At 65.6% G+C, this 12,560-nt stretch carries 12 protein-coding genes and 1 tRNA gene; 6 read left to right on the top strand and 7 right to left on the bottom strand.

Annotated elements, in window-relative coordinates; all coding sequences use genetic code 11:
* Positions 1 to 3: 3 nt before the first annotated feature.
* Together DB354_RS21055 and hemW are read right to left on the bottom strand one after the other, a co-directional pair.
* Entirely contained in the window at positions 4 to 375 is a 372-nt protein-coding gene (locus tag DB354_RS21055; protein WP_146180361.1) for a hypothetical protein, read from the bottom strand.
* Between the two features lie 149 nt (positions 376 to 524).
* Positions 525 to 1,715 carry a radical SAM family heme chaperone HemW gene (hemW, locus tag DB354_RS21050; RefSeq protein WP_107837602.1) on the bottom strand — a complete coding sequence of 397 codons (1,191 nt, stop codon included), beginning with the start codon at positions 1,713 to 1,715 and terminating at the stop codon, positions 525 to 527.
* A 43-nt stretch (positions 1,716 to 1,758) separates the two neighbouring features.
* On the opposite strand from hemW, the gene DB354_RS22565 reads away from it, so the two are divergent.
* Positions 1,759 to 2,679: an IPT/TIG domain-containing protein gene (locus tag DB354_RS22565; protein WP_107837601.1), complete on the top strand. Its 921-nt coding sequence runs from the start codon at positions 1,759 to 1,761 to the stop codon at positions 2,677 to 2,679.
* A 76-nt stretch (positions 2,680 to 2,755) separates the two neighbouring features.
* On the opposite strand, the gene DB354_RS21040 is transcribed toward DB354_RS22565, so the two are convergent.
* A complete protein-coding gene (locus DB354_RS21040; RefSeq protein ID WP_158277650.1) occupies positions 2,756 to 3,682 on the bottom strand; it encodes an endonuclease/exonuclease/phosphatase family protein in 927 nt (308 codons plus the stop codon).
* 74 nt (positions 3,683 to 3,756) lie between these two features.
* Positions 3,757 to 5,004 carry a M48 family metallopeptidase gene (locus DB354_RS21035; RefSeq protein WP_107837599.1) on the bottom strand — a complete coding sequence of 416 codons (1,248 nt, stop codon included), beginning with the start codon at positions 5,002 to 5,004 and terminating at the stop codon, positions 3,757 to 3,759.
* A gap of 419 nt (positions 5,005 to 5,423) precedes the next feature.
* On the opposite strand from DB354_RS21035, the gene xseB reads away from it, so the two are divergent.
* The 4 genes from xseB (at position 5,424) to DB354_RS21015 (ending at position 9,704) form a co-directional block, all read left to right on the top strand.
* Positions 5,424 to 5,702 carry an exodeoxyribonuclease VII small subunit gene (xseB, locus tag DB354_RS21030; RefSeq protein ID WP_107837598.1) on the top strand — a complete coding sequence of 93 codons (279 nt, stop codon included), beginning with the start codon at positions 5,424 to 5,426 and terminating at the stop codon, positions 5,700 to 5,702.
* 20 nt (positions 5,703 to 5,722) lie between these two features.
* Positions 5,723 to 7,657: a 1-deoxy-D-xylulose-5-phosphate synthase gene (gene dxs, locus DB354_RS21025; RefSeq protein ID WP_107837597.1), complete on the top strand. Its 1,935-nt coding sequence runs from the start codon at positions 5,723 to 5,725 to the stop codon at positions 7,655 to 7,657.
* Positions 7,658 to 7,952: 295 nt separating this feature from the next.
* Positions 7,953 to 9,452 (top strand): hypothetical protein, encoded by a 1,500-nt coding sequence (locus tag DB354_RS21020; RefSeq protein WP_146180360.1) that lies wholly within the window; start codon positions 7,953 to 7,955, stop codon positions 9,450 to 9,452.
* Positions 9,453 to 9,630: 178 nt separating this feature from the next.
* Positions 9,631 to 9,704: transfer RNA gene (locus tag DB354_RS21015), tRNA-Gly, on the top strand.
* Positions 9,705 to 9,718: 14 nt separating this feature from the next.
* Here DB354_RS21015 and recR read toward each other — a convergent pair.
* The 3 genes from recR to DB354_RS21000 form a co-directional block, all read right to left on the bottom strand.
* Positions 9,719 to 10,315: a recombination mediator RecR gene (recR, locus tag DB354_RS21010; protein WP_107837595.1), complete on the bottom strand. Its 597-nt coding sequence runs from the start codon at positions 10,313 to 10,315 to the stop codon at positions 9,719 to 9,721.
* A 26-nt stretch (positions 10,316 to 10,341) separates the two neighbouring features.
* Positions 10,342 to 10,650, bottom strand: a complete 309-nt coding sequence (locus DB354_RS21005; protein WP_107837594.1) for a YbaB/EbfC family nucleoid-associated protein — start codon at positions 10,648 to 10,650, stop codon at positions 10,342 to 10,344.
* Positions 10,651 to 10,793: 143 nt separating this feature from the next.
* Positions 10,794 to 11,816, bottom strand: coding sequence for an NAD-dependent epimerase/dehydratase family protein (locus tag DB354_RS21000; protein WP_107837593.1), 1,023 nt, complete (start codon positions 11,814 to 11,816; stop codon positions 10,794 to 10,796).
* 151 nt (positions 11,817 to 11,967) lie between these two features.
* On the opposite strand from DB354_RS21000, the gene DB354_RS20995 reads away from it, so the two are divergent.
* Complete coding sequence (locus DB354_RS20995) at positions 11,968 to 12,510, top strand: DJ-1 family glyoxalase III (protein WP_107837592.1); 543 nt, start codon at positions 11,968 to 11,970, stop codon at positions 12,508 to 12,510.
* Positions 12,511 to 12,560: the final 50 nt, after the last annotated feature.

The raw sequence follows: 12,560 nt of genomic DNA, 5'->3' as shown, positions 1-12,560 counted from the left end.
GGTTCAACGGCAGCGCTGTAGAGCCGCGACCAGGCGCGGCAGTTCCGTATCCGGTATTTCCATAAACATGACCAGGCGCCCCCCCGCGGTTGCCTCCCCGAGCCGCACCGCGCCCAGCGGACGACCATCGGCCACGAACACCAACCGGCGGCCGCGCGCCGTGACCGAGAGCTCGGCGAGCTCCCGCGCCGCCGTCGGCACCAGCTGAAACGACACGCCCGTCCCGAGTTCGAGCGGCGCCACCTCGGCGTTGAGGATGTCCCACGCGGTGAACACCGGCCGGGGCCCCACCCCTACCCGCACCGCGCTGAGCGGCAGGACAACCTGCGTCTCGGCCGTCGCGTCAGGCGCCTCGATGAGGAACGCTGGGGACATGGCGGACGCGACTCGGCCGGCCATGGAGGCAGGCGGCTCAGCCGGCGCGGCCGAGCCCGCCGGGCCCCGGGAAGCTGCGGTCGGCAACGGGCCGAGGCTGCGGCACGACACGAGGACGGCCGAGGCCAACACGATGATCCAGCCGTGCCTCATACGGCCGGAGCGAGGCTCTGGAAGGCTGCCATCAATTCGCTGCCCACGGAATCCGCCACCAATCGTCCGCGATCGGTCAGGCGCACCACCGAACCCACGCGCTCGGCGAGATTGTTCTCCACCAACAACCGAAGCACCTCCTCCACCGCCGGCCATGGCGTCGCGGGAGCCACGTGCTGCCAAACCGCCACGTCCACGCCCGCGTTCATGCGCAGGCCGAAAATGAGCGCATCCTCGGCGCGCAACTCGGGGGTGACCTCGACGCGGTCTTCGGTGACGCGTTCGCCACGGGCGAGATGCTCGTGCCATTTCTCGAGGTCGGACACGTTGCCACCGCGCACGCCGGCATGTTGCGACGCGGCTGAGGGCCCCAGCCCCACCCATTCGTGCATGCGCCACGTATTGAGGTTGTGAACGCATGCGTGTCCGGGCCGCGCGAAATTCGAGACCTCGTATTGCGCGAAGCCGGCCTCCGCCAACTGGGCCCAAGTCGAACGATAGAGTCGCTCCTCGTTCTCCGGATCCAGCTTCACCCGGCCCTGCGACAGCTTGATCCAGAGCTTCGTATCTTCCTCAAATGTCAGGCAATAAGTCGACAGGTGGTCCGGCGCGCGCGACACCGCCTCGCGGATGTCCGCTGTCCACTCCTCCGCGGTCTGGCCGGGCAGCGCGAACATGAGGTCCAGGTTGACGCTCGGGAAGCCGGCGGCGCGGATACGTTCGTAGGCGCGGTCAATTTGCGCCACCGTGTGCCGCCGCCCCAGCGCTTCCAACAACGCCGGCTGAAAGCTCTGCACCCCCATTGAAACGCGCGTCACTCCCGCCTCCCGGAGGACCGCCAGGCGGGCATCGGTCACCGATCCCGGGGCCAACTCCACCGTCCATTCGGCCGGGCGACCGCCGCAGCGGGCCCGGACGATCTCCGCGAGCCGGGCCAGGTCCGGCGCCGCCAGCAGCCCGGGCGTGCCCCCGCCCCAGAAGACCGTGCTCACCGGCCGATCCCAGCGCACGAGATCCGCCTCCCGTTCCACACCTTCAAGGAACCTCTTCACGTCCGAGGCCGTCGGAACCGTCTGATAAAACCCGCAGAAATCGCACGTGGACGCGCAGAAAGGTACATGCACGTACAGCCCGAGCGCCCATGGGCCCGAGTCAGCTTTAGCTTGCTCTGTGTCTGCGTGAATCATTACTAACGCGGTTCATTTCCGCCCGGTTTTTACTTCGCAACCAATGCAAACCACCCGAATTTCTCCCGCGAGAAAAATCCTGTTTTGGCTCGTTGCCGCCCTCGGCCTCGGCCTTCTCACGGGCTGCGAGACTGTCACGCTGACGAACCTTACCCCGCCGGCGATCGACGAGAACCCCTCGCAGATCTACACGTTCACCCTGCGAGTTACGCCGCGCACCAACACCGTGCTCGCGAGCAGCATCTCGCCCAAGATCGTCATCGATCGCCGCAACTTTGCGCTGCGGAAGAGCGCGTTGGGCGAGAATCTGTGGGAATTTGAGTACCAGCTCCCGCCCGGCGTGGAGACGATCCCGTACTACTTCCTCGTCAACTACAGCGTCGAGGGGAACGCCACCGTCACCCCGCAGGAAGCCTACACCGACCTGCAGCGCGCCACGATCGTCCGCCGCAAGGTGGTCTCGCTCGTCGCGAACCGCGGTCCGGTCGGCGCACGCGTCAGCGTCCTCGGCCGCGGCTTCTCCGCCAGCGACGTGATCCTGGTCAACGGCACCCCGGCCCGCACGGTCTTCGAGTCGCCGACTTCGCTCAGCTTCTTCGTCCCGGCCATCGAGCCCAACCGCAATTACGGCGTCACGCTCCAGAGTCCCTTGGGCAACTCCCCGGTTGGCACCTTCCACGTCGACGCCGGCAGCGTCTCGGTCTTCCCGATGTCGCTCAACCTCCGCAGCGGCCAGCGTGAACAGCTCACATTCACGCTGCCCATGCCCGCCCCGGCTGGCGGCACGCTCCTCGATGTCACGACCGACATTCCGGACAGCGTGATCATGCCCGAGGTGATCGTCCCCGAGGGTCAGGCGAGCGTCAGCATCACCGTCGAGGGCGGCAAGCCCGGCAACGGCACGCTGTACCTCAAGGGCTTCGGCGCCGGCGAAGTGACCGTCCCGGTCACTGTCAGCCGCTAAGCCAAACGTCACACTTTGTTTTCCCTCGAGGGCGCTGGCCAAATGGGCCGGCGCCCTTTTTTTGCGCCCGGGCTGACTAACGCGCGACCGCTGCCGTTGGCGCGGTGAGATGGAGCTGAACCACCACCGGCCGGTGGTCGCTGGCCTCGCGCACTCCCGGGCCATCGTGGATCCGCCCCGTCCCCTCGACCACCGCAGGCAGCAGCGCGGGCGCCACGAGGATGTGGTCCACGCGCGAGTAGGTGTCCTCGCGTTGCCAGCAGTGCGTCCAAGTCTCGCCCCGCGAGTCGGCCGCTGGCAAGAGCACGGAAATCGTGGTCTCGCCACGTTGCCGCAACCGGGCAATCGGCTTGCTGGCCTTCGTATCGTTGCAGTCGCCCAGGACCAGGAAGCGGGCCGCCGCCGGGTTTGGGAACCGTTTCAAAATCATATCGCGAATCGCCGTCGCCTCCGCGGTGCGGCGCAGCGTGCTCAGCGGATCGTCCTCGCGGTCGGTGTAGCGGCTCTTCAGGTGGACGCCGAACACCGTGAGGTCGCCAGCCTCGGTCCGGATCGTCACGCACAGGAGCCCGCGCTTCACGGTCTCGCGCCCGCCGAAATACGGGAAACTCAGGTCGGTGATGGTCTCCGCCGACGTGAACGGCCGGCGGGAAAGCACCGCCACCTGACGCTCGGTGTCGGCGGCGCGTGCAAGATACGCATGCGGGTAGTCGCAGCCCTCCGCGCGAAGATCACGCCGCAGCTCCTCGAGATGGGCGGCGCTGCCCATTTCCTGGAGTACGAGCACGTCTGCCCGCAGCGCGCGGATCACCTGGCGGAGGGCAGTCTTCTCTGCTTCCGGCTTCGGGTAGTCGGGCCGGAACCCCGCCGCGGTCATCCGGTTCGCCGGACCGTAGTTCTCCACATTGTACGTGGCGATGCGCAGCGACTCGGCGCGCAGCCCGGGTTCGACCGCCAGCACCGCGAACACCAGCGCGAGGACAAGCGTGCGTGGACCGGCCATGCCCGTCCAGGCACGGTTGCCGCGACGAGGCTGGGCGCGTCTGTCGCGGAAATGCATGACCAAACGCGCCGCGTTCAGGCCGCGCTGCGCAGGGCGCGTTCGCGCTCCACCAGCGTCGGATGCGAGTAGAAGAACGCGCTGAAGAGCGGGTGCGGGGTAAGGTTGGTAAGGTTCTTTTGCGCCAGCTTCCGGAGCGCACTCACCATCGGGTTTGCACCGCCCATCGCCTCACGCGCGAAGGCGTCGGCCTGATACTCGTATTTGCGCATCAGCAGGTTCGCGACCGGGGTGAACCAGAAGGTCACGAGCCCGCTCAGCAGCGCGAACAGCAGGAAAGACGGCGCGATTTCCCCCGCGGGGAAGCCGAACGCCTGGTTGAACCACGGCTGTCCGGCGAGCCAGGCGAGCACGCCGAAGCCGACGAAGAGCGACACGGCGGACATCGCGATCATCTTGGGCACGTGGCCGCGACGGTAGTGCCCGATCTCGTGCGCCAGGACGGCTTCGAGTTCCTCCGGCGTAAGCTGGGCCACGAGCGTGTCGAAGAGGACGATGCGTCGGAATCGGCCGAAGCCGGTGAAATAGGCGTTGGAGTGACCGGAACGCTTGGAGCCATCGATTACCTCAATCGTTTTGGCACGGAAACCGGTGCGTTCGCCGAGCACGAGGAGCCGGTCGCGCAGTTCACCCGGCGGCAGTGGCGTGAGCTTGTTGAAGAGCGGCAGGATCAGCTTCGGGTAGAGCACCAGCATCAGGAGTTGCACGCCAAGCACCAGTGCGAAGCCCCACAGCCACCACGCGCCTCCCATCCAACGCACCAGGGTCAGCAATGCCCAGACCAGCGGAAAACCGATCACACAGGCAAGCAGCCCGCCCTTGATTTTGTCCGCCACCCAGAGACCGGGTGTGCTCTTGTTGAACCCAAACTTCTGCTCGAGGCGGAACTGGTCCCACCACTCGAACGGCAACGAAGGAATCGAAAGCAGGATGCCAGCGCAGAGAATGAACAGTGCCTGCGCCCAAGCCGCACCCGGGGCGCCCAGGCCGATGACCAGATGGTAGAGCGGCGGGAGGACGCCCCCAAACAGCACCAGGGCCAGAACCAGCGTATCGAACACTTCCGTCAACATCCCGAATCGCGACTTCTCGAGCGTGTAGATGCTGGACTTCGCGTACGTCTCGGCGTCCATGACCGCCGCCACCGCCTCGGGCGGACGTCCCGCATGCCGACGGACCTCCGCGGCGTTGAGGGACATGAGGATCAGATCAGCGACCAGTCGGAGGACAATGAGTCCCGCGACGACCCAGGCGACGAGAGGCATGGCGTCACTGCATGCAAAACGCCGGAGCGCGCCAACCTAAAACCTCGGGGCGCGGTCGGAGAGGCGCGGCAGACCGTCGGTCGGTTCGTGGACCCGACGCGCGGAACGCGTGAGGCGGCGCCGGCCCAGCCGGGAGGATCACGCGCGCACGCGGCTCCGGGGGATGCGCGGCTACGCCACTTCGAGCCAACCAGTTGCACCGTCCCGCACCAGGTGGTGAGGCTGCCACGCCGCGCAAATGGCTGAATGGCGCGAGGTAACTGGGGAAGCGAGGGGGCGAAAGGTGGCTAAACCGGGCCCAGCGGGCGCATGGATATGCCGACGGTTGCGACCGCGCCTGAGGTAGAAATATGACGGGCATCTTGCCCGACCGGAAGGCTCCTGCGGCGGTCCGAAAGGCAGGCGGGCCTAGGCTTGAAATGGCCGACCTCCACCGCAACGTTAGCCCGACTGTGGAAGCCCAAGACACCCAACTCCCGTTCGAGACGGCCCTCGAGAAGCTCGAATCCATCGTGGAGTCCATGGAATCCGGCGAGGTGCCGCTCGCGGAGCTGTTGGCCAAATTTGAAGAAGGCAACCGGCTGCTCAAGGTCTGCGAAACGCGATTGAAGGACGCGGAACTCAAGATCGAGCAGCTGAAAAAGCAGAAGGATGGGTCCGTCGCGTTCGAGAAGTTCGAAACCGAGCGCGACGCCTGAGCTCCCCTGCCTGCCTCCTGATGAACAATCCCGTCCCCACTTCGGCCCGGTTGCTCGACTCCATCCACAGCCCGGCCGATCTCCGCGGCCTGCCTCCGGTCCAACTTCCACAGCTCGCCCAGGAAATCCGCGAGGAACTGATCGCGGTGACATCGCGCAACGGCGGCCACATCGGGCCCAACCTCGGCGTGGTGGAGCTGACGATCGCATTGCACCGCGTGTTCGATACGCCGACGGACCAGATCGTGTTCGACGTCGGCCACCAGGGCTACGTGCACAAGCTGCTTACCGGCCGCGGCGGCGAGACGTTTCGCGGCCTGCGCCAGACGGGTGGCGCGAGCGGGTTCACTTATCGGCCGGAGAGTCCGCACGATGCCTTTGGCGCCGGGCACGCGGGCACCGCCCTCTCCGCCGCGCTGGGCATGGCCACGGCGCGGGACGTGCGCGGCACCAGCGAGCACGTGGTGGCGGTCTGCGGGGACGCGGCGTTCACCTGCGGCGTGACGCTTGAGGCGCTCAACAACGTCGTGAGCTGCACGAAGCGGCTCGTCGTCATCCTGAACGACAACGAGTGGTCCATCGCGAAGAACGTCGGCGCGATCGCCCGGTATCTGAACCGGATCAGCACGAGTCCGACTTACAACAAGCTCCACCACGACGTGGAGAACTTCTTCAAGAGCTTCCCGGGCGGCGTGGAGATGAACCGGCTGTACCAGAAGTGGAAGCGGGAGACGAAGGACTTCATCGTCGAGTCGTCGCTGTTCGAGAAATTCGGGCTGCGCTATCTCGGGCCGGTGGACGGACACGATTTCGAGGCTCTGCACAAGAATCTGCTGTTTGCGAAGGCGTGCGACGTCCCAGTCGTCATCCACGTGCTGACCAAGAAGGGGCGCGGACTCCCGGCGGCCGTCGCGCATCCGGAGAAGTTCCACGGCGCGGCGCCCTACGATCCGGTCACCGGCGAGAACCGGAAGTCGTCGGCCGGCAGTCCGCCCAACTACCAGGACGTGTTTGGCCAGGCGCTCACGCGTTTCGCGAGGGCCAATCCCGCGATCATCGGCATCACCGGTGCGATGCCCAGCGGCACCGGACTCTCGCACCTGGCGACCGCCCTGCCCCAGCAGTTTTTCGACGTCGGCATTGCGGAAGAACACGCGGTGCTGTTCGCCGCCGGCATGGCCACGAAGGGGCTGCGCCCGGTGTGCGCGATCTACTCGACGTTCATGCAGCGCGCCTACGATCAGGTGATCCACGATGTGGCGCTGCAGAACCTGCCCGTGACCTTCTGCATGGACCGCGCGGGACTGTCGCCGAACGACGGCCCGACGCACCACGGCCTGTTCGATCTGTCGTTCCTCCGCTGCGTACCCAATGCGGTGGTGATGCAGCCGAAAGACGAGGACGAGCTCGTGGATATGTTGCACACCAGCCTGCAGCTGCCGGGGCCCGGCTTCATCCGCTACCCGCGCGGGGCCGGCACCGGCGCGAAGATCAAGGAGCAGCCCGGCGTGCTGCCCGTCGGCCACGCCGAAGTGCTGCGCGAAGGCTCGAACATCATGATCTGGGCGCTCGGTAACATGGTGCCGGACGCGCTGCGGCTCGCCGAGCAGCTCGCGCTCGAGGAGAACCTCTCGGTGGGCGTCGTGAACGCGCGTTTCGTGAAGCCGCTCGACCGCACCCTCCTCCTGAGCCACGCCGCGTGTATTCCGCTGCTGGTGACGATGGAGGACCACGTGCTCGCCGGCGGCTTTGGCAGTGCCGTGCTCGAGGCGCTGCAGGAAGGAGACTGCCCCACGACCGTGGAACGCATCGGCTGGCCGGACAAGTTCGTGGAACACGGCAGCAGCGTGGAAATCCTCCGCGCCGCCTACGGCCTCTCGCCCGAGGCGATCCGCCACCGCATCCTTTCCCGCTGGCGCAACCTCCACGCCGAACAAGTCGAAGCCGACGTGTAGGCCCCGGCGGCCGCGGGGCGGCGAATGCACTCGTAGTCGGCCTCGGCAACGACGGCGAAAGCATCGGATTCGGTCGGTGCCCTCGCACGTCGGAGTGCGAGCCTTGAGCCAGTAGACACGCCCAAGTCGTGCGGCGACCGCCGGGCAATGAAGTAGAGCCGTGCGCCGGATTCAGCCGGCCGCGCCGTTTGCCGCGTTGGTTCGGCCATTGATTTTCATGGCCTTGCGCAGAAGGATGCGTCGCCCGCTTGCCCCGAACGCCATGGCTGTTGAAACGCCTTCCCCTACACCCCGCATGGATCCGTCCGATGCAAGGAATCCATCGCCAAACGCCATGTCAGCGTGGCGACGCTTCTGCCACGGCCCCTGGCCGATAGTGCTCCTAATTGCCGCCGCCACCCTGCTGCGGCTGCGCGATACCCTTCACAACCGCTCGCTGTGGCTCGATGAGGCGTCACTCGCCTGCAACTTTCTCGATCGGTCCCTCGCCCAGCTCTTGGAGCCGCTGGCGTTCAACCAGGCGGCGCCTCCAGCCTTCCTCCTTGGCACGAAATGGGTGGTCGACTCATTTGGAATCCATGAGTGGACGCTTCGGCTGATACCGCTTGGCGCCGGACTCTTGATCGCTCCGCTGTTTTACGTGCTCGCATCGCGCTACCTCGGCCGCGCCGGAACGCTGTTCTCACTGGCCCTCGTCGCCAGTTCGAGCGCGCTCATTTTCTACTCGAACGAGTTCAAGCCCTATGGGTGCGACGCCCTCGTATCGATCGCCATCATACTTTCACTTCAACGCCTCGTGGAGACGGGAGCCAATACCTGGAGAGGGCTCCTGATCCCGGCGCTGTTGGCGATCATCTCCCCATGGCTGTCCTTCCCATCTGTCTTTGTCTTCGCCGCGACCCTCACGGCGGGAGGCTTCAGGGCAATCGCGGCCAAGAACTCGCAGGGATTCTTCGTTTTGGCCGTCATCGCCGCGACGGCCGCTGGGAGTTGCGCGCTTTGTTACCTGTCTTTTGCCCGTCGCAATTACGCGATCCCCGGCATGGTGGACTATTGGCTCGCGCACGGCGCATTCATGCCAGTGCCTCCCCGTTCGGCCGCTGACCTCACGTGGTACACCTCACAGGTGTTCGGTTTCTTTGAGGACGTTGGCGGACTTCACTCCTCCCGGAATCTCATGCTGGCGCTCGCGGTGATCGGGATGCTGAGGTTCGTCCGCCAACGGCTTTGGTGGATAACGGCCAGTTGTGCCGGCCCGCTGCTCCTCGCCGCACTCGCGTCCGGCCTTCACGCCTACCCCTTCCAAGGACGCCTGCTGCTTTTCAGCGTCCCGGGAGCCGTGCTGCTGTGCGGCGCGGGCATCGACGCGATCCACGAAGCGACTCGAACCCACCGCTACGTTCTCGGGGTTCTGGTTGCCGTCGCGTTGTTCTCACCGGTTGCCTACACGGTACGAACGGCGATCCGTGGGACGGAAGTCGAAGAAGTCCGCCCCTTGCTCGAACAGATCACGCGAACGACGAAACCGGATGTGCCGGTCGTCGTGCTCGGCGCCGAAACGCCGTACCGGTATTACGCCGCGAAACTCCCGTTGCCGGTAGCCGTGTTTCTGCCACACGACGACACCCTGGCTTCCCGGCTCCAGAGACTCCCTGCCCGCGCTGCCTGGTTGCTCATGTCACACCTTGACGACGCCACCGAGAGGGCCGCGCGCGCCGCGGTTGCCGATGCCGGATGGAAGACCATCCGCGAACATCGCCGAACAGGCGCCTTCCTGCTGGAACTCAGCCGTTGAACCACCTCCGCTTGCCCCACCCTGCAACGACAAACTCACTCCGAGCACCGCGGAGCCACGACTACCGCTGAGGCACACCGGCCTGCATTTCGGCCGCCAGCCCATTCCCTCAACGCAGCGATCCCCATTTTCCGGTTGTCAACGCCCCCGAGATTGGCCTCCTTCTTGCCCGTCCCTTGCGGGCGTAGTTCATCGGTAGAACGTGTGCTTCCCAAGCATGAGAGGCGGGTTCGATTCCCGCCGCCCGCACCAAGCTTGACCCGATTTCAAGAGTAGGTCCGTCGACCTTCGAGGGCGCTCTTCAGGGTGACCGAATCGGCGTACAGGACGCCGCCACCGCTGGGCAGGCCGAAGCCGATGCGAGTCACATCGACCTTTCGATCGGCTGGCAGGTGTTGGGTGATGTAGTGGCAGGTGGCCTCGCCCTCAACTTCGTTGGACAATGCCAGGATCAGCTCCGTGATTTCACCGGATTGCAGTCGGCGTTCAAGCGAAGCGAGATTCAGATCCTCGGGGCCGACGCCGTGGATCGGAGAGAGCTTGCCGTGCAGGACGTGGTAGACGCCGCGATACGCCCCGCTCCGCTCGATCGCGACAAGGTCGGGCACCTGCTCCACCACACAGACGAGCGAGCGCTCTCGCTTCTCGTCCGCACAAATCTCGCAGAGTTCGCCTTCAGCGAGATTGCCACAGCGCTCGCAACGACGGACCGAGCGCGCCGCCTCCTCCAACGCCGTAACGAGCGCCGGAAGCCGGGCCGGTTTCTCGACCAGCAGGTGCAATGCAATCCGCTCGGCCGAACGAAAGCCGACGCCCGGAAGCTGCTTCAGCGTCTTCTGCAGGCGTTCGAACGCGGGCGTCATGAGGTGAGCAGGCGGCTCGGCCCGCGTCACATGAATCCGGGCATCTGGAAGGCGCCGGTGACTTTCTGCATCTCGGCCTCGTTGTACTCCTTCGACTGCTTGGCCGCGTCCTGGATGGCCGCGAGCACCGTCTCGGCCACCAGCTTGGAGTCTTCCTTCAAGAACTCAGGATCCAGCGTCAGTCCGAGAAACTTGCCCGTGCCGTTGATCTTCACCTTCACGGCGCCGCCACCGCTCGTGACTTCGAACTCCTTTGCCTCGAGTTGGGTTTGGAGCGCCTCGATGCCGCGCTGCATTTTCTGAGCCTGCTTTACGAGTTTTCCGAGACCGGCCATAGGTGAAAGGGTTTGGGCTGACGAATGAGTTAACTCCGGAGACTAATCAGCATCGGCTCCCTGCAAGCGAATTCTCCCGGCGGCAGGGAAGCTCATCTCGACAAGCGGCGCCACGACGGGACGCCACCGCCGGCACCCATGCTTCAGGAGACGGCTGACGTGGCACCGCCGTCACGCAGGATTGCCTGATACCCTTCGCGGTAGCTTGGAAAGCGCGGACGCCAGCCAAGGATTGCCTTTAGCTTGGCGTTGCTGATCAGACGATCCGGCGTAAGCCGGGTGCGCCCTGCAGCTGCAGTTCCTGAGAAGCGTGGCATCGGACAGCCGAGTTGAGCGGCCAACCACGTGACGACCTCCGCCTTTCGGGTCGGCTGGTCGTCAGCCACGTTGAACGCTTGGTTGCGAACGTCCACCGGTGCGCCAAAGCACTCCAGGATCGCGGACGCGATATCGTCGCGATGCGCCAGATTGAGGTGCGTCTCACCAGACCCAGACGCCTCGCCGGAACGCACCTGATCGAGCAGCCCATGTCGCGACGGCCCGTAGATTCCGGCGAGTCGCAGCACGAACCAGCGGCCGCACGCGTCGCCCGCCTGCACGAGTTCACGTTCGGTCGCGCGAAGAATCTCCCTCCGGTCTACCGCGAACAGCCTCGCTTCCATCGCGCTGTTCGCGGCGGTGCCAACAACCGCTGGGTGTCGGGCGACGGCGATCGGATCAAGAGCAGTCTCCTCCACGCGCCGTCCACCACCGTCAGAATAGACCGAGGTGCTGCTCGTGTAGACAATCGTCTCCACGCCGCCAACCGCCCTGGCCCAGCGTAACAGTGACTGCATGCCGTTCAGGTAGGACCGCCGGTATCCGTCCACCCCGCCCCCGCCGGAACTCACACAGTTCAGTACAAAGTCCGGCGCGGATCTGAGTTCACGATGCCAGGAATCCGACGCCAGATCGGCCACGATCGGCTTCACGCCGGCGGCCCCAAGCGTGGACGCCGTGGCCGCATTGCGCGTAAGCGCGACGACCTCGAGGCCGAGCCTCAGAGCCTCGATCGCCACCACCGAGCCAACGTACCCGCAGCCCGTCACAAAGAGCGATCGTCCGCGGAGACTGGAGATCGTCTCCGCCGACAGCGGGAGGTGCGAAGCTTGCGCGGATTCAGCCATAGGGAGCCTCAGAGCATGTGCAACGGGCGGAATCCCTCAACCGGAGCCTCAACAAACCGCTTGCGCATGCGCCCCCACCTTGGGACGCCGGCCGGCATTCCGAGCCCAGAATGTCCTTCTCAACCCGAACCCGAGAGCTTGAACTACCTCCATGGCTACCCAAGTGCTCGCGATCTTCGCCGAGGGATTTGAGGAGATTGAGGCGCTGGCTCCAATCGATCTGTTGCGCCGCGCCGGCGCCGACGTCACCACCGCGGCGTTAGGTGACAACATCCACGTGACCGGGCGATGTGGCGTTACGCTGCATGCCGACACCACGCTCGCAGCGGTCGAGACGAAGACCTTCGACCTGCTCTTCCTTCCCGGAGGTCCGGGAGTGAAGCACCTGCGCGCCGATCCGCGGGTGGCTGATCTGATTCAGCGTCATGATGCCGCGGGCAAGTGGCTCGCGGCAATCTGCGCGGCACCGACGACGCTAAACGATGCGGGGCTTCTGCTGGGCCGTCGCTACACAGCTCACTTCTCAGTGGCGAACGAGTTGCCCGCGATTCTGGCCGATGAGCGGGTGGTGGCAGATGGTAGAATTCTCACCTCCCGCGGAGCAGGGACGGCGATCGATTTCGGCCTGATGCTCGTTGAGAAGCTGTTCTCACCCGAGAAGGCTGCGGAAATCGGCCGCGCGATTTGCGCGTGATGCGGCGGCGCCGAACGGGCATGCAAGTCGGCGGCCAGTTTCGGCTTCTC

Source organism: Opitutus sp. ER46 (assembly GCF_003054705.1).
GTDB lineage: Bacteria > Verrucomicrobiota > Verrucomicrobiia > Opitutales > Opitutaceae > ER46.
The sequence above is the reverse complement of the archived record's forward strand: the minus strand, read 5'-3'. Positions and strand labels throughout refer to the sequence as shown.